Source organism: Bacillus sp. z26 (assembly GCF_058313635.1).
Map to the genome: position 1 here is coordinate 868,662 of NZ_JBZFQM010000002.1, position 22,088 is coordinate 890,749.

At 36.7% G+C, this 22,088-nt stretch carries 22 protein-coding genes; 9 read left to right on the top strand and 13 right to left on the bottom strand.

The window, feature by feature from the left end; all coding sequences use genetic code 11:
* Positions 1 to 819 precede the first annotated feature (819 nt).
* A complete protein-coding gene (locus AC4G3K_RS09435; RefSeq protein ID WP_491076432.1) occupies positions 820 to 954 on the top strand; it encodes a hypothetical protein in 135 nt (44 codons plus the stop codon).
* A 102-nt stretch (positions 955 to 1,056) separates the two neighbouring features.
* Here AC4G3K_RS09435 and hemY read toward each other — a convergent pair whose 3' ends face one another.
* From hemY to hemE, 3 genes are read right to left on the bottom strand one after another with little or no spacing between them, the layout of a single operon-like run.
* Entirely contained in the window at positions 1,057 to 2,490 is a 1,434-nt protein-coding gene (gene hemY / locus AC4G3K_RS09440) for a protoporphyrinogen oxidase (RefSeq protein WP_491076431.1), read from the bottom strand.
* 16 nt (positions 2,491 to 2,506) lie between these two features.
* The gene (gene hemH / locus AC4G3K_RS09445) at positions 2,507 to 3,451 is read right to left on the bottom strand and encodes a ferrochelatase (RefSeq protein WP_491133154.1); all 945 of its coding nucleotides are present in this window, start codon (positions 3,449 to 3,451) and stop codon (positions 2,507 to 2,509) included.
* A complete protein-coding gene (hemE, locus tag AC4G3K_RS09450; RefSeq protein WP_491076429.1) occupies positions 3,451 to 4,512 on the bottom strand; it encodes a uroporphyrinogen decarboxylase in 1,062 nt (353 codons plus the stop codon). The genes hemH and hemE overlap by 1 nt, the downstream gene beginning before the upstream one ends.
* A 287-nt stretch (positions 4,513 to 4,799) precedes the next feature.
* Between hemE and AC4G3K_RS09455 the strand changes: the two genes are divergently transcribed.
* A complete protein-coding gene (locus AC4G3K_RS09455) occupies positions 4,800 to 5,294 on the top strand; it encodes an antibiotic biosynthesis monooxygenase (RefSeq protein WP_491133155.1) in 495 nt (164 codons plus the stop codon).
* Positions 5,295 to 5,504: 210 nt separating this feature from the next.
* Positions 5,505 to 6,689 (top strand): amidohydrolase, encoded by a 1,185-nt coding sequence (locus AC4G3K_RS09460; RefSeq protein WP_491133156.1) that lies wholly within the window; start codon positions 5,505 to 5,507, stop codon positions 6,687 to 6,689.
* Positions 6,690 to 6,811: 122 nt separating this feature from the next.
* Here the strand turns inward: AC4G3K_RS09460 and AC4G3K_RS09465 are convergent, their stop codons facing one another.
* Genes AC4G3K_RS09465 through AC4G3K_RS09475 form a run of 3 tightly spaced genes read right to left on the bottom strand, consistent with a single transcriptional unit; the run spans position 6,812 to position 9,486 of the window.
* Positions 6,812 to 7,537, bottom strand: coding sequence for an EcsC family protein (locus AC4G3K_RS09465; protein ID WP_491133157.1), 726 nt, complete (start codon positions 7,535 to 7,537; stop codon positions 6,812 to 6,814).
* Between the two features lie 19 nt (positions 7,538 to 7,556).
* Entirely contained in the window at positions 7,557 to 8,753 is a 1,197-nt protein-coding gene (locus tag AC4G3K_RS09470; RefSeq protein WP_491133158.1) for an ABC transporter permease, read from the bottom strand.
* A complete protein-coding gene (locus tag AC4G3K_RS09475) occupies positions 8,746 to 9,486 on the bottom strand; it encodes an ABC transporter ATP-binding protein (protein WP_491133159.1) in 741 nt (246 codons plus the stop codon). Before AC4G3K_RS09475 ends, AC4G3K_RS09470 begins: the two co-directional genes overlap by 8 nt.
* A 518-nt stretch (positions 9,487 to 10,004) precedes the next feature.
* Between AC4G3K_RS09475 and AC4G3K_RS09480 the strand changes: the two genes are divergently transcribed.
* Positions 10,005 to 10,427 carry an HIT family protein gene (locus tag AC4G3K_RS09480; RefSeq protein ID WP_491076423.1) on the top strand — a complete coding sequence of 141 codons (423 nt, stop codon included), beginning with the start codon at positions 10,005 to 10,007 and terminating at the stop codon, positions 10,425 to 10,427.
* Between the two features lie 960 nt (positions 10,428 to 11,387).
* Here AC4G3K_RS09480 and AC4G3K_RS09485 read toward each other — a convergent pair.
* A complete protein-coding gene (locus tag AC4G3K_RS09485; protein WP_491133160.1) occupies positions 11,388 to 12,131 on the bottom strand; it encodes an SDR family NAD(P)-dependent oxidoreductase in 744 nt (247 codons plus the stop codon).
* 432 nt (positions 12,132 to 12,563) lie between these two features.
* Between AC4G3K_RS09485 and serC the strand changes: the two genes are divergently transcribed.
* Both serC and AC4G3K_RS09495 read left to right on the top strand, forming a co-directional pair.
* Positions 12,564 to 13,670 (top strand): 3-phosphoserine/phosphohydroxythreonine transaminase, encoded by a 1,107-nt coding sequence (serC, locus tag AC4G3K_RS09490; RefSeq protein WP_491133161.1) that lies wholly within the window; start codon positions 12,564 to 12,566, stop codon positions 13,668 to 13,670.
* Between the two features lie 87 nt (positions 13,671 to 13,757).
* Complete coding sequence (locus tag AC4G3K_RS09495) at positions 13,758 to 14,273, top strand: tryptophan transporter (RefSeq protein ID WP_491076420.1); 516 nt, start codon at positions 13,758 to 13,760, stop codon at positions 14,271 to 14,273.
* 61 nt (positions 14,274 to 14,334) lie between these two features.
* On the opposite strand, the gene yhzF is transcribed toward AC4G3K_RS09495, so the two are convergent.
* Positions 14,335 to 14,520 carry a membrane protein YhzF gene (gene yhzF / locus AC4G3K_RS09500; RefSeq protein ID WP_491076419.1) on the bottom strand — a complete coding sequence of 62 codons (186 nt, stop codon included), beginning with the start codon at positions 14,518 to 14,520 and terminating at the stop codon, positions 14,335 to 14,337.
* A gap of 259 nt (positions 14,521 to 14,779) precedes the next feature.
* On the opposite strand from yhzF, the gene AC4G3K_RS09505 reads away from it, so the two are divergent.
* Together AC4G3K_RS09505 and AC4G3K_RS09510 are read left to right on the top strand one after the other, a co-directional pair.
* Positions 14,780 to 15,145, top strand: coding sequence for a YtxH domain-containing protein (locus tag AC4G3K_RS09505; RefSeq protein WP_491076418.1), 366 nt, complete (start codon positions 14,780 to 14,782; stop codon positions 15,143 to 15,145).
* A gap of 110 nt (positions 15,146 to 15,255) precedes the next feature.
* Positions 15,256 to 15,831 carry an HTH-type transcriptional regulator Hpr gene (locus AC4G3K_RS09510; RefSeq protein ID WP_491076417.1) on the top strand — a complete coding sequence of 192 codons (576 nt, stop codon included), beginning with the start codon at positions 15,256 to 15,258 and terminating at the stop codon, positions 15,829 to 15,831.
* A gap of 602 nt (positions 15,832 to 16,433) precedes the next feature.
* Here AC4G3K_RS09510 and AC4G3K_RS09515 read toward each other — a convergent pair.
* Positions 16,434 to 16,520 (bottom strand): YjcZ family sporulation protein, encoded by an 87-nt coding sequence (locus AC4G3K_RS09515; protein WP_066101882.1) that lies wholly within the window; start codon positions 16,518 to 16,520, stop codon positions 16,434 to 16,436.
* 35 nt (positions 16,521 to 16,555) lie between these two features.
* The gene (locus AC4G3K_RS09520; RefSeq protein WP_491077169.1) at positions 16,556 to 16,642 is read right to left on the bottom strand and encodes a YjcZ family sporulation protein; all 87 of its coding nucleotides are present in this window, start codon (positions 16,640 to 16,642) and stop codon (positions 16,556 to 16,558) included.
* Between the two features lie 282 nt (positions 16,643 to 16,924).
* On the opposite strand from AC4G3K_RS09520, the gene AC4G3K_RS09525 reads away from it, so the two are divergent.
* Positions 16,925 to 17,773, top strand: a complete 849-nt coding sequence (locus tag AC4G3K_RS09525; protein WP_491133162.1) for a peptidylprolyl isomerase — start codon at positions 16,925 to 16,927, stop codon at positions 17,771 to 17,773.
* Positions 17,774 to 17,808: 35 nt separating this feature from the next.
* Here AC4G3K_RS09525 and AC4G3K_RS09530 read toward each other — a convergent pair whose 3' ends face one another.
* The 3 genes from AC4G3K_RS09530 to AC4G3K_RS09540 form a co-directional block, all read right to left on the bottom strand.
* The gene (locus AC4G3K_RS09530) at positions 17,809 to 17,979 is read right to left on the bottom strand and encodes a sporulation YhaL family protein (RefSeq protein ID WP_491076415.1); all 171 of its coding nucleotides are present in this window, start codon (positions 17,977 to 17,979) and stop codon (positions 17,809 to 17,811) included.
* 107 nt (positions 17,980 to 18,086) lie between these two features.
* Positions 18,087 to 19,025 (bottom strand): 3'-5' exoribonuclease YhaM, encoded by a 939-nt coding sequence (yhaM, locus tag AC4G3K_RS09535; RefSeq protein WP_491076414.1) that lies wholly within the window; start codon positions 19,023 to 19,025, stop codon positions 18,087 to 18,089.
* Positions 19,026 to 19,090: 65 nt separating this feature from the next.
* Positions 19,091 to 22,075 carry an AAA family ATPase gene (locus AC4G3K_RS09540; protein WP_491133163.1) on the bottom strand — a complete coding sequence of 995 codons (2,985 nt, stop codon included), beginning with the start codon at positions 22,073 to 22,075 and terminating at the stop codon, positions 19,091 to 19,093.
* Positions 22,076 to 22,088: the final 13 nt, after the last annotated feature.

Here is a 22,088-nt window from a genome sequence, read left to right on the forward strand (position 1 = left end):
TTAGGACCTAGGGTTCCTTCTTTCACTGACCGTGCCAATCGCTTAATATCAATATTTAAAACAGATTAAAATCTTTATTTAATGTTGTTTGAGTAGGTGTTAGAATAATCAGTAGGAATCCAAACATTCCCAAATCGAATCCTTATGATACCTTGGAGAAATAACGCAAGAGTTATAGGTGAGTTGAATTAACGATAGATGAGGTGTCTAAAAACAAATGGAAGACCATCCCAAAAGAACTGAAAAATTTAAAAGAAAAGAACCCTCAGAGATTTTGTTTTATGTTGGAAGTATGTTTCTATTAACTGAATTTCTTCCTAGCCGATTCAGCTATAATTGGGCAACCATCAGTGTATCCTTGGGTTTATTTCTACTAATTCTTACTCTTAATCTGGTTATTAATAGAATAAAGGGCTTTTATTATACAAAGTGGATTGTGTTTATTCTTATTTTTATTTCAGGTGTAGGGTTGCATCTCTTCAATACCATAAATGATATTTGATCTACTATTATTCGAATGTTTATGCGGAAATAGCCGTTTTAAATGAAAAAATATAGAACAGTTAGATAAAACCATAAAACCAAAAGTATAAGCTATCGTTTTGATCTTTCTTTACTCAAAACAATAGCTTTTTTATGTATATTGGAATCAGGAAATTTGATGAATTTTAATTGGACTTTATTTAAGCCAATATTTCTTGATCCTATCAAGGAGTAAAATAACAATTTTCCTTTTCCATGTGATTTCCTTCCTCACAAAGGGTATAAAACTATCATGACGCTCATATATATCCATCAGATACTAAGGAGTGATTGAATATGATAACCTGGATGTTGACCTTTGTATTCTTTATTTTGCTTTTGGTATCCGGTGAAACAGCTGTAAATATCTATTTAACAAACTTACTGAAACTATCACATGATCATGAGGATGCAACTGTGAAAGAAAATTAAAGGATTATTCAGCTGATTCTTTCTTTAAGTATAATAATATACACAAAAATAAAAATCCGAGAAATTCCTCTCTGACAAAGGAATCTCAAGGATTTTTTAGTTTTACAGATTTTTATTTTCAATATATTTGAGGACTTGGTTCATCGCAGCAATCCCCTGATCAATACAATCAGGCATTCCGATACCATTATAGGATGCTCCGGCTAAATAAATACCCGGCAGCTCTTTAGCCATTTTTTCCTTGATCGCTTTCAACTGATCTAAATGGCCAACCTCATATTGAGGCATTCCTTCATTCCAGCGAGTGACGATTGTGAAATCTGGTTTTTCAGTAATTTGCATGATTCTGTTCAAATCATCTAAAACAATTTGTTCAATTTCACCGTCCGATAAGTCTACGACTACCTCATCACCGGCTCTTCCTACGTAGCATCGTAATAAAACCTTGCCGTCAGGTGTAGTATGCGGCCATTTTTTATGAGTCCATGTACAGGCTGTAATGGTATAATCGCTGTTTCTCGATACAAGGAAACCTGTACCATCAATATCCTCTTTAATCGCACTGGCATCAAATGCCATCGATACTGTAGCAACTGATGTGGAAGGTACTTTCTTGAACGGTTCAAACATCTCATAATCGGGCAGAATTTGCGGTACAGTCTGATGGGGAGTAGCTAAAACAACAGAAATAACAGGCAACCGCTCCCCGTTATTTAATTCCAGCATATACCCATCACTTGTTTTAAAGATTCGATCTACTCTCGTACTTTTAAGAATCTGCTCCGCAGGAAGCTTTGCTTCAATAGCATCCGTCAACGATTGCAGCCCTTTCTTAAAAGTGCGGAACATCCCCAACTTGCTGTCACCTACTGGTTTATTATCTTTGGACACTGTTTTTTTAGGACGATTTCTTTTTGTACCCAACACGATACTTCTGTATTTTTTCTCGAGTTCAAGCATATCAGGAAACGTAGACATCGTGCTTAATTTATCGAGATCTCCTGCATAAATTCCTGAAAGAAGCGGTTCTACCAGATTCTCCACCACTTCATCCCCAAGGCGGCGCCTTAAAAATTTCCCTAACGGCTGATCACCTGTTTCTTTGGAACGTGGCAATACAAAATCCATAGCTGCTCTCATTTTACCCGATAGAGAAAATAACCCTGTCGTAATAAACGGTCCTATCTCCGTAGGGATACCCATAACCGATCCGCCCGGAATGGCATGCAGTTTATCCTTTACAAGAATATAAGATTTACCTGTTGAGTTTGGAACTATCGTACTTTCGAGTCCTACCTCTCTTGCTAAGTCTGTCATACTCTTTTTTCGTGCCAAGAATGAATCAGGACCTCTTTCAATGACAAACCCGTCACGTTTCACCGTTTGCATTTTACCGCCTAGCCTGGTTGTAGACTCTATTAAAATAATATTATAAGGCAAATTGTCTTCATTTACTTTTTTATTAAGGTAATAGGCTGCCGCCAGTCCTGCAATGCCACCGCCAATGATTGCAATATTTTGTTTAGTCGAATCCACTTTTATCGCCTTCTTTTCATTGTTGGTTAAGGTTTATTTTTTTCATTACGGCATCAACCATAGCATTGATGAAATCAGGATGTGTATTCGGCATAGCTGGACGATAGTATGTTGCTCCTATCTCATCCGTAACTACCTTACACTCATAGTCATTGTCATAAAGAACTTCCAAATGCTCTGCTACAAAACCTACCGGTGTATAAACAAAAGCTTTATATCCATGTTCATTATAAAGATCTCTTGTAAGATCCTGAACATCTGGTCCAAGCCATGGATCAGGGGTGTTGCCGGCACTTTGCCATCCAACAGCATAGTTCTCAACGCCGGCCCCTTCAGCAATCAGTTTCGCTGTTTCTTCCAATTGTTGTTCATATGGATCGCCCAGTTGTTTGATTTTTTCCGGTAAACTATGTGCAGATACGATCAATATTGCTGCTGATCTTTCTTCCGGCGTCATTTGATTAAATGCTTCTTTTACATGGTCAACCCAATATTTAATAAAGTTTGGTTCTTTGTACCAACTTTCTACAGAAGTTATACTCATGCCATATTTATCCGCAATTTCTTTCGCACGGCCATTGTATGATTTAATGCTGAAAGTGGAATAATGTGGTGCCAGAACAATACTGACTGCCTCAGTGATGCCATCAGCGTGCATTTGTTCAACAGCATCTTCAATGAACGGCTCAATATGCTTCAGACCAACATAAGAAACAAATTCATATTGATCCTGAGCTTTATTAAGCGCTGCTTCCAAGTGAGCCGCCTGATCATTTGTCGTTTTTCCAAGCGGTGAGATTCCACCAATCGCATGATATCTTGATATTAAATCTTCGAGCATTTCATCAGATGGTCTTCTTCCATGACGAATATGCGTGTAATAACGTTCAATATCTTCTTCTTTATATGGTGTACCATAAGCCATTACCAATAAACCGATTTTTTTCTTTGAATATGCCATTATTTCGCCTCTCCTTTAGATGCAATGATAGATGCAGAATATTCATGTATAAAAGCTGTCAATCGTTTTAAAACTTCTGGGTTTACTTCCGGGAAGACTCCGTGGCCGAGGTTAAATACATGTCCTGGTTCCTGTAATCCCTGTTCGATAATCTCTTTTGCTTTCTTCTCAATAACATCCCAGGAAGACGATAGCAATGCCGGATCGAGATTTCCTTGTACTGTTTTGTTTATTCCATTATTTCTTGCTTCTGTAATGGATAGTCTCCAATCAAGACCGACCACATCGAGAGGAAGGCTATTCCATTCCTTAGCCAAATGGCTTGCACCCACACCAAACATAATCAATGGAACTTGCTCTTTCCTGAGTTCTGTGAATATTCGATTCATGATTGGTTTAATATAATATTGATAGTCTTGAACATTTAAGGCACCAACCCATGAATCAAATATTTGGATGGCTTTTGCTCCCGCTTTTACTTGAGCTTTTACGTAGACAATAATGGTCTCTGCCAGTTTATCCATTAAAGCAAACCATGCCTTTGGTTCGGTATACATAAAAGCTTTTGTTTTCGTATAATTTTTAGAAGGACCGCCTTCAATCATATAACTTGCGATTGTGAAAGGGGCTCCTGAGAAACCAATAAGTGGTACGGATAATTGCTCTTCGGTCAATAATTTAATCGTATTAAGAATATAGGGAACATCTTCTTCCGGATGCAATTCACCCAGCTTTTCTACATCAGCTAATGATTGAATTGGATTGGAGATGACTGGTCCAATTCCTGATTTAATATCAACCTGTACGCCAATTCCAGGTAGAGGAGACATAATATCTTTATATAGGATTGCTGCATCTACGTTGTATTGTTCGACCGGAAGTCGAGTAACATAGGCAGCTAATTCCGGTTGATGAGTAATTTCAAATAAGGAATATTTTTCTTTAATTTTTCGATATTCAGGCTGAGATCTTCCTGCCTGTCTCATATACCATACTGGAGTGTAATCCACCTTCTCTTTATTGATTGCTTTTAGGAAGGTATCATTGAAATTTTGTCTCAAAGCCGCTCCGCCCCTCTTTTTTACCATATATTTTATATTTTTTTCCTAATTTACATCGTTTAGGCATCAATAACAACTATATCCTTTCAGCCTAACCTTGTATATAATCGTGAAAAAATTGTCAAAAAATAGACTTAATTTTAAGCATTATAGTTAACTTCCCTTTACCTAATCGCAATTTAGTTTATGAATTGCCTAATATAGGGTAAATAAAATATTACAAATTAGAATAATTACTATTAACTAACAACTCCATTATACTAAAATATCTAATCAGGGGGCAAACAATGAACTTCTATATGACGACCGGAACCTTCAGTTTTTTAAAAAGAATACAGGATAAGCGGACAAATTTATCTCTTATTTTGTTGAACAATCCTAAAACAGCCGCTCTGATTCATGAAACGGAGGAGAAAACAATCTTTTCTTCAGCAAGGAAGTTCGAAGTTTTGGATGGATTTGGTCCACTTAAACAAGAAGGATTTTTTGCCCTTTACAATATACCTGTTTCTATTGAAGATCGACCTGCATTTGAGTTTGAACTTAAGAATAAATTGGTGGCTGTAAAAAACCAAGATGGAGTCAATACCATGCGTTTATTGCGGCCTATTAAATCTGATACCTATGTCGTTATGACGAGCTGGAAAAACGAGCAAGCCTATGCAAAATGGGATTCAAGTACGCTATTGACGAACAAATTCAAACTATTTAATACACAGGTTATGTTTACAGGCAATCCTTACACAGCTACCTTCCATGCCCATAAAGAAGAAAACAATTAACAGAAACAGGAACTAAGTAACTTATTAAATTCATCCGTACCTTTAATGATAATTAAACTGACCTATTTTCTATATTGGCGGCTTAATTATTTTTTAACCCTTTTTTTAGATCTCAATCTATTAAACTTATAGAAGTTTTACCAATATTAGTTTGAAAATGGGTGATTATGTAAATAAGGATACTAGATGTCATTTTATTAGGGGGATTATATGGAGAAGGAGCTATTCCAACGATTAGAGGATAATTTTAAAGAAATGGTAGCCATTCGCCGTTTTTTGCATAAGCACCCTGAACTCTCCTTCCAAGAAAAGAAAACGGTACAATTTATTAAGAACTTTTATAAAGAATTAAATGTCCCCATACGGAGTAATGTAGGAGGCGGCGGTATTGTCGCAACCATACACGGTAAATCCCCCGGAAGGACTGTTGCTTTACGTGCAGATTTTGATGCTTTACCCATTCAGGATGGTAAAAATGTCCCTTACCGCTCCACAGTGCCAGGAGTTATGCACGCCTGCGGTCATGATGGGCACACAGCTTTATTGCTGGTCTTGGCAAAGGCAATTAAAGAAATGCAGCATATGTTAGAGGGAACCTATGTCTTTATTCATCAGCATGCAGAGGAGCTTGCCCCCGGTGGTGCTAAGTTTATGATTGAGGATGGCTGTCTTGAAGGGGTAGACGCCATTTTTGGAACTCATCTATGGTCTCCATTCCCTACTGGATCCATATATATAAGCCCTGGACCGATTACGGCTACCGCAGATCGGTTTAAAATAACCATTTACGGTCAGGGTGGTCATGGCGCAGAGCCACATAACTCCAAAGATTCTTTGGTCATTGGGGCAGAAATCGTTTCCCTTTTACAAACGATAACGAGCCGAAAGATTGATCCGATGGATGCAGCCGTTGTATCGATTGGGAAATTTAAAGCAGGAGAAGCATTTAATATCATTCCTGACAAAGCCTTTTTGGAGGGGACTGTCCGCACCTTTACATCAGAAATACAAGAGCAGATCATTGAGGAAATTGAACGGATTGTTAAAGGCGTCTGCCTGGCAAATAATTGCCATTATGAATTAAGGTACTTCAGAGGATATCCTCCAACCATTAATCATCAAGCTGAGGCAGACTATATAGAATATAAAGCCAGCGATATCGTTGGCAGCGAAAATATACAAAAAATGATGCCACTGATGGTTGGTGAGGATTTTTCATATTATCTCCAGCATGTCAGAGGAGCCATGTTTTTTACAGGCGCTTCTCCGAAAGGATCAAATCATCCTTATCCACACCACCATCTTTTGTTTGACTTTAATGAAGATGCCATGTTAATCGCTGCAAAGACCTTGGGCAGTGCTGCCATCGGTTTTCAGGAATGGCGCTATTTTTGACTTTCCCAGCGGCGGATTCGATACTCATAATCCAGAAGTTTTCCAGGGTTATGGACAAATAGGAAACAAAAAAACTGGCATTCTTTTTTCACGCCAGTTTTTCCCTCTTTATCTTTCTTTTTTCATCTATTTTCTGCTTGCTTAAACCATCTCATTCGGTAGGCATATTTTGCTGTTTCTCCCAATTGTTCAAGCAGCTGATGATTAGCCCAGGCTCCTACTATTGCGCCAATACCCGGTACCAATTGCATCATTTTTATAAAGTCAATGGAATCACGATACTCCTGCTGAAAGCTTCGCCAATCCATTTTCATGTATGGCTCTTTTTGATTTTTCCAGTCTTCTATTACTGGGAGAAGCTCTTTTCTTTTCTCCACAGAAGAAAAAGCGAGTTGGAAAACAAGTAGGATAAATACTCTTTCTTCCCATTTTTTCGGGTCATATCCATATAGCTCAGAAATACTGAATAAATACTTTATTTTTATCGAAAGAAGCAGAGGGAAATCCGAAAGACCAAGTAATAATCCACCAGCCCCTGTCCCTGCTCCTTCAATAACTGCCGTTCTTCTGTATACATTCAGCATAGATTGAGCGAATTCTTCTTTTTCTTCAAGCGTTTCCCCTATATGATCCACTTTCTTAAAATAGGTGGAACTATATAATACACCATCTACCATTGTTTTAATGGAAGTGCTAATTATATCATGTACTTTTTGAGGTATTTTTTGATTGATGGCCGTTTGAGCTTGTTTGGACAGCCGCATGGCCATACTTGGCATTACGCTAATTTTTTTCTTCCATAAATCCAATTCCTGTCTAGCTCTTTGCTCGTACCTTTCAGATAACATACATAACCCCCAATGCCGCTTACATTTTTTTCATTGCAAATGGCCTGAAAATAAAAACGAACGCAAAACCAATAACCAGTGTTAAAATAGCCAGTTTAACCCCTTCACCAATAAGAATTGTGACAAAGAAAATCAAATTTTGAATAACCAAAACAGTAATCAATAGCTGTAGAACGGCCTTTCTTCTATAATCTGTATGCAACGGATAGAGATCCATCACCATTTTTTGATCATGATGATGCCAAATTGGCAAGAGTTGCAAACCAGTCATATACAAAAATAATACTGCAACAAATAGCGTCCCCCAACCGAGATCTACGAATAAGAATAAAACAACCCCAATGACTGTCAACCTTACAAACAGCCCTAGGTAATCATTTGCTCTGACAAATGTTCTGGCATATAAGTAGCTGAACGGATTATTAGACTTACCGGACAGCATCTTAATCACACTGCCAAGCCAGCGCCTCTCCGAAATTTTTTCACGCAATTTTGGGACATCCGTAAACAAATTGGCTATTCGATAAAAGGCAGCCATCCTGCTGTTTTCCAGCTCAATCAGCTTTTCCCAGTGTATACTTTCTTTTCTTGTGCTTTTCCAGTAATACAAGCAAAGCCCTCCTAAAAGAAACAGCACGCTCGCAATAAAAAAGAATGATTCATTCTTAACAAGAAAATACACAAAAGCTGTATTTAGAACGAAACGGATTAAACCATCAATAAGAGTAGTACTTTTTTCTCTGTAGTATAAGGCAAACCAGCGTGAACATAGATTAATCCCCTTAACGATCAGTAAAGCTAGGAGCAGCCACAAAAAGGATACAGTTTGTTGCATCGTTTGAATATACATCGGCATTAAAATAGCCAGTGCCATAATAAGGATATAGCCCTGCATGACTAAACTGAATATAATTGATTTTTTTATATAGGATGATAATTTTGACTCGATCGGCAACAAAAATACAATATCCGGATCTCGAAAAAATGTTGTAACTGGGCTAATCGTAATAATCAATCCTAAGATAATCGCCATAATCCACCCTGTTGGAAAATCTGGGGTCAATGTCTTAAGCCATTCACTGTAATAATACCCCGCTCCTCCAAGCAAAATAATCATCACAAAGACTAGGTGTCCATTAAATATGTACCGTAAGTATTTGGTTGTTTCCTTCAAATAATTATTAAATCGGTCCTTCCATAATGTTTCCTTATTCATGGCTATCTTCCTTTGTCAATTGCAGATAAATATCATCCAGAGAAGCCCCAGGCATGTTAAATTGATTGCGTAAATCTTCAATATTCCCTTTAGCCCGTACCTCACCTTCATGAAGAATAATAAAAGAGTCGCAATATTTTTCTGCCGTAGCCAGGATATGGGTAGACATTAAGATCCCTGCTCCCTGATCTTTCATATCCTTCATCATATCGAGTAAGGATTGGATGGCAAGCGGGTCAAGCCCAACAAATGGTTCGTCAACAATATATAAAAAAGGCTCAGCAAGAAAAGCACACATAATCATTACTTTTTGTTTCATCCCTTTGGAAAAGTGAGCCGGAAACCATTTCAGCCTTTTCTCCATTCGATATTCCTTTAATAGCTTCTCCACTCTTTCTTTATAAACAGACTCTTCTATTCCATAAGCCATGGCAGTCAATTTTAAATGCTCTTCTAATGTCAGTTCTTCATATAAAATAGGGGTTTCAGGCACAAATGAAAATTGTTTACGGTAGCTGTCTTTATCATCCTTAAACTGGCTTCCATTTATCCTGATTTCTCCTTTTTTCGGTGTCATTAAACCAATAATATGTTTGATGATCGTTGATTTCCCTGCCCCATTTAATCCAATCAATGCGACAAGTTCATTCGGTTTCACTTCAAAACTCACGTCTTTTAATACAGGGGTCTTCGTATAACCGCCTGTTATATGATTAATTTCAAGCAATGACATAGAGACAGTCTCCTTTTCTTTTTCTTCCTTTCATTGTAACAAACGTGTCCTCAAACGGAAAATGCTAAAAGTAATCACAGATTTTTTTATGACATTTCTATGTATATTAAAAAAAATCATGGGCAATCTATAATCAGAGGGGAACAACATTCACTTTACTTCATTGATAAATGGGGTGTTGGTTCGCGATAACGTATGGCTTTAACCTAGGGTTTGATCAGTGTACTTCTTTTTGAAAATGGGGTGTTCGCTAAAGGCCTATAACCTGAAATTGGGATTAATAATTCCAAATATTAAGGGGTTGGTTGCATTGGACATAACATGGGAAAACGACAAAATTGCTCCATCTAACGGATTGGAGTAATAGTCAGAGAAGATTCTGTACGAATATCCAGGAATTAAGCTTCCCCTCAGAGGATGGGGCGTAACATTTTATGTTGCGTCCCTTTCCTTTTTTCCCGTTTCTGTCTGTGCTACACTAATACATAAAGAATGAAGAAATAGAAAGGGTGTTGACCATGGAAGGTTGTATTTTTTGTAAAATTAGCAAAGGCGAAATTCCCTCCGCAAAAGTTTATGAAGATGAGCATGTGATGGCCTTTTTAGACATAAGCCAGGTCACAAAAGGACATACCCTCGTCATCCCGAAAGTACATAAAGAAAATGTGTATGAATTGACACCTGATATCGCAAGTCATGTGTTCCAGGCCGTACCTAAAATAGCTCGTGCTCTAAAGCAAGAATATCAGCCGATCGGACTGAATGTGTTAAATAATAATGGTGAACATGCGGGCCAATCCGTCTTCCACTTCCATATCCACTTGCTTCCTCGCTATGGCCAAAATGATGGATTTGGCGCTGTTTGGAAAACACACACAAGCGAGTATACCGGTGAAGACCTAGCTAATATTGCTGCGTCAATCAGTCAGCATATTCAATAATCGGAAATTAAAACAAGTTGGCTGCCTTTTAATAAGGCGGCCGTTTTTTGTTCGTATAGTTCACAATCGTTAAGACTGACTGCCTTCTTTTATAATTTAGATCTGTTTCTACATCCAAACCATCTATTTACTATATATTACTATTACAAACTCACACATACTTAAAATCCTTCTCAGATCATTCATATCATAATTGGCTAATACATACTTTATTGTTTAAATTACAATAAAACGGAATATTCAGGAGATATAAAGAATTGAGCATTAATAAAAGAATGTACTATACTATACCTATATTATTTAATTTCTAAATAATATAATAGAATTTTACATAATCGCCAGCAAAACTGGAGTTTTTGGTATAAGCCCATATACGTTTTGGAAGGATAATTTATATGATTTGTATGATTAATATACTTGTTACGCTAGATATAAATTAATATCCAATGATAAGCTGGATATGGATTATGTGATAAACCACACCGTTTTCCTCCACTTTTGCGGAAAGAAGAAACCGTGGAAACATAACTACAACGGCAGATTTCATGCTCTATATAAACACTATGATAAGTTGGCATTTAGTGAGGCGTATGCTGTTGGACAAGAATTACTCCAGTCTGCCTTAAGTGGTAAATCCAGTCTTCTCTAAAATTATGTTTCAAAATAAAATTAGACTGTCCAAAGCATCTTGAATGAGGTGCTTTTGATTTTTTAGAATGTGGTTAGAATCTCAATTAAAATTGAATAGTATTTCACTTATAGTTTATAAACTAGTCGACGGCGCTTAACTTAAAAAGGACAGAATACAGCGGAAAAGTTAATTAAATCAACATCAAGCAAAATATCTATTAAGGGAACCCGAAAGATAAAAGAAGCTAGAGAGCATGACCCGCATAGGAGTTCTTTAATTTCTTTTGTCATCAAGTCTGACAGGCTCTTAATAGAGCCTGTCACCTATCTTTATTGAGCTGTATATCCACCGTCTACAAGGATAGTTGTGCCAGTAATGAATTCATTTTCTGCAAGGAAGACAATAGCGTGGGCAATTTCATTCGGTTGACCTAAGCGGCCAATTGGATGTTTCTCCACAAGATTGTCATAGTAATCTCCCAATGCCTCTTTGTTTACCATTCCAGATTCAACATAACCAGGAGCTACTGCGTTTATACGAATACCGCGGTTTGCATATTGGATAGCCGCTGATTTTGTCATCAGGTTAACTGCACCCTTTGAGGCGTTATACGCAAATGCGCCAGGCTCACCTACACTTCCTAAAATTGAGGAAGTATTGATAATCGCTCCGCCACCGGAATTTAGCATCTGATTGATCGCGTGCTTAATCCCAAAGAAAACACCGTCCTGATTAACACGAATCACTTTTTGATAATCCTCATAGGACAATGTGTGAGTTTCACTCAAAGCCCCAATACCGGCATTGTTCACCATGATATCCAGTTGACCATATAAAGTTACAGTGTCCTTCACAAGATTTTCTACAGACGACTCACTGCCAGCATCTACTTGAATAAATGTCACCTCAGATCCGTCTGCTTTTAATTCCTCTACTCTTGCCTCTCCTGCTTCTTCATTATAATCAGCCATAACAACCTTTGCCCCTTTATCAGCAAAAGCTTTTACAGCGGCTAACCCAATACCGCTGGCTCCTCCAGTCACAATGGCTATTTTTTCTTTTAAATTCATCATAGATTCTATTCCCCCTTATTTTACAAGCGCTTTCATACCATTCTATCATTATAGAGAATAAAATATAGTTTATTTGGTTATATATGTAAATTTAACTATATATAACTTAAAAAGGCTGGTAAGCTTCATTCTGGTTGTAGCTTAAAGCCACCTGAAAAAGGTAAAGTAATGAAATGTATTTAGTATATAAACATAAGCGAGGGTGAAAAATTTCAAAATCTACTAATTTAGATAGTTCACTCTTCTGAGCTACATAGGAAGAATATGTTCATTTCTAAATAATCTGACACCCTATAACTAACAAAATAGTCTGATTTTTTATTTATCTTTACCATTATTTGAGGTAGAATATGAGATGATTTACACCCTTTAGTTCATAAAAGCACTACAGAATTCTAATATAATAATTACGATATCGGAAGGGGAATGAAGATGACACGTGCTTATAATTTCAATGCCGGGCCTGCTGCTTTACCGGAAGAAGTTCTATTAAAAGCTAAACAGGAATGGATGGATTTCGATGGTAGCCATATGTCTGTTATGGAATTGAGCCACCGTAGTGAAGAATATGGAAAAGTACATGCTAAAGCAACGATTTTGCTGAAAGAGCTTATGAATATTCCTGAAAATTACGAGGTATTATTTCTGCAAGGTGGAGCGAGTCTTCAATTTTCCATGGTACCTATGAATCTCCTGTCTCCAGAAAAAACTGCAAGCTATATTTTGACTGGATCCTGGTCCGAAAAAGCATTAAAAGAGGCGCGTAAGATTGGCCGAACAGAGATTGCTGCTTCTACTAAGGAGACAAATTATAAGCGAATCCCTGAAAATGATGAAATTACTTTGGATCCTAATGCTGCCTATTTGCATATCACCAGCAATAATACCATTTATGGCACACAGTGGAAGGAATTCCCTCATACACATTCAGCCCCACTCATTGCGGATATGTCCAGTGACATACTAAGCAGACCAATCAATATCGCTGATTTTGGGCTTATTTATGCAGGTGCCCAAAAAAACCTTGGCCCCTCAGGTGTCACAGTCGTGATAATCCGGAAAGACTTAATTAAAGAACAGCCACAATTACCAACCATGCTCTCTTACGATACATATGCGATTTCCCAGTCTTTATATAATACTCCTCCGACTTTGGCTATCTATTTGTTGGCTTTAGTTCTTGAGTGGACAAAAGATAAAGGAGGTGTTGAAGCAATAGAAAAAATCAACATCCAAAAAGCTAAAACCATTTATCAGACTATAGACGAGAGTGCAGGATTTTATAAAGGCCATGCAGAGAAAGTAAGCCGCTCAAACATGAATATCACCTTTACCCTGCCTAGTGAAGAATTAACAAAATTATTTATTCAGGAATCCAAAAATGCTGGCTTTGTCGGTTTAGCCGGTCACCGTTCAATTGGTGGATGCAGAGCATCAATCTATAATGCTGTTCCATTAGAGCATTGTCAAAAGCTATCCGAATTCATGAATAATTTTAAAAACAAGCACATTCACGTGTTAAATATTACTAATAGATGATATACTCTAAATAACCTTTTCGCGATTGGCAATGAGCGCACAATCGGAAAAGCAAATGAGATGAGATGAGAATAGGAGAGATGAGAAGTGAATACAAAAATTATGGTGACTTTATCCCTATTGGTTGGAATTGGGGCTGTATTGCACACCGTCATGCCAGGAATTGTGTTTGGCATGAAACCAGATTTAATGCTGATTATGATGTTTCTTGGGATATTCTTATTTCCAGATCTTAAAAACACGATTCTGTTGGGAAGCATAACCGGAGTTATTTCCGGATTAACTACTACTTTTCCAGGAGGATTAATTCCAAATCTGATTGATAAATTTTTCACCGCATTACTTATGTATGCTATTTTTAGCTTTGTACAAAGATTAGGAAAGACATTTACCATTTCAGTCACGCTTACTTTTATAGGCACACTGATATCCGGAATGCTATTTCTTGGATCTGCCTATCTAATCATTGGATTACCTGGCCCATTTCTTGCATTGGCAGCTGGAGTAGTCTTACCTGCAACAGTTATTAATACTGTCGTAATGGCCATTATTCATCCCATTGCCAGCGGCATTTTAAAACGATCAAATATAGCCATTAATTAATAGTTAAAGAGGATGGAAACCATAATAGGCTTCCACCCTCTTTTTTATTGTTCTTTGATGATTAGAATCTCCACATTAAGATTAATACTAAAAGAAGAACAGTAACCCATATTCCACTCATATGAATTCTTTTCTTTAAGACCCGTTTGGCTGGATACACTCCTCCTCTTCCAAGTGAAATAATGGAGTAAAACAATATACTTATAAATGCACTGAAAAGGATTAATATGAGTAAAAAAATCGCCACTTTTCCTCCTCCTTTTCATCTTCCTATCTAAGTGTATGCACATCCATTATTTATATGAAATAACATAATAAGGGATAAATAAATAAGAAATAACTCAAAATATAAATGAATATTTTCCCAAAAATAGTTTCCGAAAATAGTTTTTTACGTTTAAAATAATATAAAAAAAGGAATTGTTAAATATAAGGAATAATTTTAAAGGGAATTTTAACTTTATGTAGAAATCTGTTATGGAAAGATAAAATTGAGGTGAATAGTAATGAAAGCAAAATCTTTATTGATCGGTTTTATTTCTGGGCTTACAGTAGCCGGAGTCTCTGTATTATTTAGTACACCCAAGTCCGGAAAAGAGTTACGATTACAACTTAAGCAATCGAAAGATGAGACTATGGACCTTCTTCTAAATGTAAAAAGAAGTGTTGTCCAATTGAAAGAAGAATGTGTATCCGCAACAACTGTTAGTAAAACACAAATTCAGGACTACGTAAAAGGTGTAAAAGAGGCATTGGATGAATGGAAACAAGACAGCCAAGCACATACGAATGCTATTAAAGTTCAAATTAATGATGTTGAAGTAGCCATCCAGGAGCTCGAAACAGCTATTTCTCCGCTCACTACAAAATAAAACGCCACCGAGAAAATAAAGGTAAAAAAACTAAAAATTTGGCAAATTACCATTTTTGTTATTTAATATTTTATAAGGATAATAAATAAAGAAAAGTAGGTGAGCGTATTATGACTGAAAGTTTGAATTCCATCAAAGAAGCTATGCTATTTACCCAACGCGTTGCTCAACTTAGCAAAGCTCTCTGGAAAGCAATTGAAAAAGATTGGCAGCAGTGGATCAAACCCTATAATTTGAATATCAATGAACACCATATTTTATGGATTGCTTACCATCTTAAAGGTGCTTCTATCTCGGATGTTGCTAAGTTCGGTGTCATGCATGTATCTACAGCTTTTAACTTTTCTAAGAAATTAGAAGAACGTGGTCTTCTTAAATTTTCAAAAAAGGAGAATGACAAACGTAATACCTATATTGAGCTTACGGAAGAAGGAAACCAACTTTTGCTTGAACTTGTAAAAGTATTCGATTCATCTAAGAACTCTGTCTATTTAGGTGCACAACCGCTGAAAGACCTATACGGGAAATTTCCGGATATGATGGAAATGATGGCGATTGTGAAAAATATATATGGAGATGACTTTATGAATATTTTTGAAAAATCATTTGCTAATCTCGAAAATGAATTCACGGATGAAAATGGAGTTCTGGAAAAAATTGAACACCAAAAAGAGCCCATTCAATAATAATAGTTAAAAGCGGAATGACCAAGTAATTTACTCCGCTTTTATCTTGAATGGGCTTGTGTATTTAGTCACAATGTGTTTTATATATCTCCGATTCTCTCCCTTCACATTTCCCCTTAGATAATTAAATATTAAAATGATTCATACTCTTTACATAATTGGTACTTTTTTGATAATGTAAGAGAGATACTAGCGTCAAGGAGGATAACAGAGTGATATCTCTCATTTTGTTTTCAATATTTGCCCTTTCTATTTTGTACTATATAAATAAATTATCCGAAAGCTTCTGTATAAAAAAAGAAATACCAGAAGCTAAACAGGCGAAATTTTTTCGTACGATTAATATTCTTATTACCACCCTGTTAATCTCTACTTATATTGAAATAACCTACACTATATAAAAGACGAATGCCTTTCGGCACTCGTCTTTCATTCCTTTTACAAATTACAAATGCCCCGGTGTTTAGATGAGATTCAGAAGATACCTGAAGCCTTCTTTATAACCTCATAAGCCACTGGTTAAACAATATGGTGTAGCTTATATAATGTTTAATTGGCACAGATGGCCATTTATCATGTGCCATTCTTTTGTAATTCATTAATTAGTTAATCCATGATGCCCCAATAATAACCAACAAGATAAATAAAACTACCAATAAAGCGAAACCTCCGCCGTATCCACCAGACATGTTGTATCCTCCCTTCAGTTACATACTTGCTTTAGTTAGTACACGTATGATGCACCAACAATCACGAGTAAAATGAACAGAACTACGATGAAAGCAAACCCTCCACCAAATTCTTGACTCATGACCACACCTCCTTTTGAGCTGCTACCGTATCATATTCAAATCCAGTAAAAAGGAATGGGCCTTTTGCTTAGTTACTTGCTTTTTTTCGGTGATTATTATCCATTTACCTAAGGAATAAATTGCATGTTTCTATGCCTAATCACCCTATAAATCCACGGTAATTGTTATAATTGTCAAATAATATTAAGGCTTATCCTTTTTTTAACATAGGTTTTATGTTATAGTTAGGCATGTTATAAAATACTTTTTATTTTGGCAACATGCTAAAAGGAGTGTAGTGGATGAAGAAATGGTTAATTACGTTGGCATCAGCGACTTTACTTATGAGTCTTGCAGCCTGCAACAACGAATCGGATGAAGCAGTGGTAGAAACTAAAGTGGGAAATGTTACTAAAGAGGAACTCTATGAACAATTAAAAGATCAATACGGGGATCAGGCAGTAAAAGAACTCGTATATAAAAAAGTTCTCTCTGATAAATATAAAGTAACAGATAAAGAAGTGAATGCACAGGTTGATGAAACCAAAGAAAGTCTCGGTGAAAATTTCGAAGCAGCTTTAGCACAGTCTGGCTTCAAAGATGAAAAAGCCTTTAAAGAATCCGTAAAATTCAACCTTTTACAAGAAAAAGCAGCTCTTGATTCAATTGATGTAACGGATAAGGAACTTAAAGATTATTATAATAATAAATATAAAATCGACTTAAAAGCTCGCCATATTCTTGTTGCGGATGAGAAAACAGCGAAAGAAGTGAAGGCTAAACTTGATAAAGGCGAGAAATTCGAGGATTTAGCAAAGAAATATTCAACAGATACAGCCAACAAGGATAAAGGCGGAGACCTTGGCTGGTTCGGCGTTGGACAAATGGTAGCAGCATTTGAGAATGCAGCATATGGCCTTGAAGTCAATAAAATCTCTGAGCCTGTCCAAACGGAGCATGGATTCCATATCATTCAGGTAACAGAGAAAAAGGAAAATGATAAGCCTTCCTTTGAAAAATCAAAAGATGAAGTAACAAGGAATGTTAAACTTGCTAAAATGGATTCCGCGAAAGCTCAGGAAGCCATTCAAAAAGTGATTGATGCTGCAGATATTGAAGTAAAAGATAAAGATTTAAAAGATGCCTTTTAATCTTAAAAAACTCGACCGAATGTGGTCGAGTTTTTTTATTGTGCCATTGCTTTTTTTCTTTTTTCTTCTTCTATTCTTTCTATATAAACATTTCCCTCCTGTTCAATCCAGGTTTCATCCACTTTTTGTTCTTCCCTGATTGATTTGATGGTCATAAAAGCACTTAAGAAGATGCCAGATATAATCAGTCCAATAAAAATTGACAAGCTTGTCTTCTCCCTCCTTAAGGATTTAGTATCCTTTTTAAAAATATATGCTTTAAAAAAAGAAATATGCTTTCCGTTAAGCGGAAAGCATATTTTATGACGTGATTCTATTTTATATTGGGTTTATAAAGACTCCGATTATCAAGAGGGAATATTCGCTCTGTAAATTCTCCCGGTTTTACCCGATCAAGTGCACGATCCATCATATTCATCTTTGCATCTAGGTTATCAATATAGTGTAAGATTTCTGCCTCTTTAACTAATGGCGGTTTTGGACTGCCCCACTCCGCTTTACCATGATGGCTCAAAACGATATGCTGAAGGATAAGGACTTCCTCACCATGAATATTTAATTCATCAGCTACCTTCCCAATTTCATTCACCATGATGGAAATATGACCAAGCAGATTCCCTTCAACCGTATAGGTAGTTGCAATCGGTCCTGAAAGTTCCTTAACTTTCCCTAAATCATGAAGAATAACGCCTGCATATAATAAATCTTTATTCAATGTTGGATATAGCTCAGCAATTGATTTTGCTAAATTCAGCATGGATACAACATGGTATGCCAGCCCTGAAAAGAATTCATGATGGTTCTTCGTGGCAGCAGGATATTCCAAAAACTCATTTAAATATTTTTTAACCAAATGTCTCGTTATACGTTGGATATTAGGATTCGTCATTTCAAATATATATTTTGTAATCGTATCAGACATCTCATCTTTACCTAAAGGAGCAGTTGGCAATAAATCGGCAATATTGACCAACTCATTATCGTTCTTCATACGAATAGAACGAATCCGAAGTTGCAGCTTCCCTTTGTAATTTTGCACATCACCTGTTACACGTACAATCGATTCAGGTACATACAGTTGTTCATCTTCAGATTTCACATCCCAAAGCTTTGCTTCTATTTCCCCGCTTTTATCCTGAAATATTAACGATAAAAAAGGCTTACCGTTACTTGCTGTCCCTTTTATAGCATTCTTTATGAATAGATGAAGATCAATCGTATCTCCAACTTCATGATGGGCAATTCCCTTCATGTATATCCCTCCCCGGTCAATTCCATATTCATTATATCACGCAAAATAAAATTATTAGCTTAAAATCAACTTGTTAATTGAATAACAGCCTGCTTATCAAACATAGTTGCTATATGTTCATGGCAAGTGAAAAAGAGAACTTGATTCCCCTCTCTACTAATATGCTTTAATAGAGATATCATTCTCTCCGATCGCTTATCGTCAAAATTCACAAAAGTATCATCCATGATAAGCGGCCATTCTTTCCGTCCATCAATTGTTCCCGCTAAAGCAAGCCTTATCGAAACATACGTAAGTTCCGCCGTCCCTCTGCTCAAAGTTTTAGAGTTGACCTGCATTCCATCATGGTCCAATAATGAGAGCCCCTCTCCATCATCTGAAAATAGGATTTTTACATATCTTCCATTCGTCAGATTACATAAATACTCATTAGCCTTTTCAATAATTGCCGGGAGTTTTTCTTGCTTATACAATTTAATAGATTCCGCTAAAGCTCCCTTTGTAATACTGTAGGTCATCCACTTTTTGGCCATTAATTGAAATTCTTGTTTTACTATCTGATGATTGTGAAGCAATTCCTCCACTGTTCCATCTTCTTCAAGCCTTGTAATCTCATACTTTACCTCAGCCAACCTTTTTCTTAACCGATTTAATGTAGTTTCACAGCTATCAAGCTCACTCTCTTTTTCTGCTATTCTTTCCCTTAAAACGAAGTCTGTAACAGTATGGTAACGATTGAGATCCGAATAGTTCCCGAGCTGCCCAATCAATTGTCTCTTGGAAGAGTTCAGCTGATTTCGTTCTGCAGCATCTCTCCCACGTTGATAAAACTCTTCTACATGATGACACTCCGCTTCCTGGAGCAGCTCCTGTTTTTCTTGATTAAGCTGTATGCAAACATCTTGAAGCGGCTCTATTTCCTCCTCAAGCTCCTCTAACTTCTCGTTAATCATATTTTTTTGCCTATAGGCCAATTCATTTTCCTTATACTTTTGAACAATGGAGTGATTTATTTGCTCAATGCTTTGGTTAACCTCCACACCAAACTCCTCTGCAAGCTTATGAATATATCGGATATACTCAACCTTTTTTTCTTTATTATAAGAGAGCAATGATCGCAACTTGTTCTTTTCCAACATAAGATTTTTAATCTTTTCAATACGCTCAAAAGCATCAAATAGCATAGTACGGGAAACATCATCTGGAAGTGACCATTCATTTCCAAGTGATATCAATTTATTCTCACAAGCTGCCAGCTCTTTTTCCCATTCTTCAAATGCATCAATTAAACTGTCAAATCTCGCTTCCTGCTGCTCTTTACGCAGTGATTCCAGCTTGTACTTTTCTCGATTTACCGTATCCTCTTCAAGTACGTTTAGTTGCATCCGGTAGCTTTGTTCATCTACGGAAATCACTGGTGATTGCTTTACAATTTCCTCATAGTAAGCAATTTCTTTATTTATTTCCTCCGATTGCAGCTGATTACCCATCATGGAATTCATAAGTATAATGAGAACAATGCTGACAACTGCCACTATCATTCCACTGCCCATTGGCAGGTGTCCCCCTATAATGAATAAAAGGACTGCCAGGATTGCAGCAAATAGGACAAACCCAGAGATAACCGTCTGTTTTTTCTTACCCTTTTGCTCAAATCTTAATGCTTGATCCCGTCGTTGCTTTAATCGTCTAATGACTTCCTTTGCTGACTTTTCTTCCAGAGCTGCCTGATCTACATAATGATACTGTTCCACTGTTTTCTTCAGTCTTTCTCTTTCATAGTCGGGCAATAATTTTTTCTCATAAATATCTATGATTTGTTCAATTTGTTCCAATTTTACCCGTTCTTTTTCAAGCTGTGTATCAAGCTCCAATTTCTTCTTTGTGAGTGTATGCTTCTCTAATTCAAGCTGTTTAATTTCTTCCTTGCGAAAGATACTTGTATCAAAGCCTTCCATTATTTCAGGGTCAAATTGTGTATGCAACTCTCCCTGCAGCTTTGTAATTTTATCCTCCAAATGCTTCCATTCAATTGATAGGGTCTGGATTTCTTCGTTTAAGTTGCTCAATTTATCATAATAAAATTCAGCTTGACGTACCTTCTCAGCACTTCCAAGCCACTGTTTATTGACACTTAAAGCATTTTTTTCATCCTGGAGGTCTTTCAGTTTATTTAACTGAGTCTTTAATAATGTTTCCTTTGCCGTCCTTTCAGCCTCTACCTTTTCCATACGCCCCATCCCATTTACCGGAAAAGGAGATTCTTTCAATTCATCGAGGCGGGCTTGAATTGCGGCTAGTTCATGAATGCTTGGCAGCAGTCTCTGCCAATCTTTTAAATGTATTAAATTGGTTTTGATTCGATCGATTTTTTCTTGATTAATAGATATTTCGTCAATCAATTGCCTATCTTCAGCCAAAAATGTATTATAGCTTTTTTCTCTCTCCCTTGCTTTCTGAATGGCCTGGGAACTCTGTTTTAATTCTGCCAGTTTTTGATTTATAAGTGGTTTTTTACCGCCAGGCTTAAAGAGGCTATCCATTTGCTTCTGCAGCCCCGCTTCCATATCCCAAAGCCTTTCGCTTCCGCTCATACCTGCAAAAAAAAGATATTTCCCTAATTGATCTTCCTCCAGACGATAAATGTCTTGCAGGCCGTCTAAATTAAAGGAATAAATGGATTCATAAAATCCTCGGTCCACTCCCTTTAACCATTCTTTTATTTTCTCCTCTCCCCCGACTTTACCGGACCTGTCATAAACCGCACAATCAGCACCCTGATGTCCTTTCACTCTTTCAATCATTATTTCCCCTATTTCAGGCAGCACAATGACCAGCTTCCCCCCATATCGGCTGCCTCCTATCGGCTCATAAGAGGGAGTTGTTTGGTTTTTTGCAGGAAAACCAAATAGCATCGCATGGATAAAAGAGAAAATAGTGGATTTACCAGCTTCATTTTCTCCATAGAAAACATTTATATCTGAAGTTAATTCCAGTTGGTAGTCAACAAATTTACCAAATCCATATATATGTATTTTTTTTATAATCAAAATATGTTCTCCT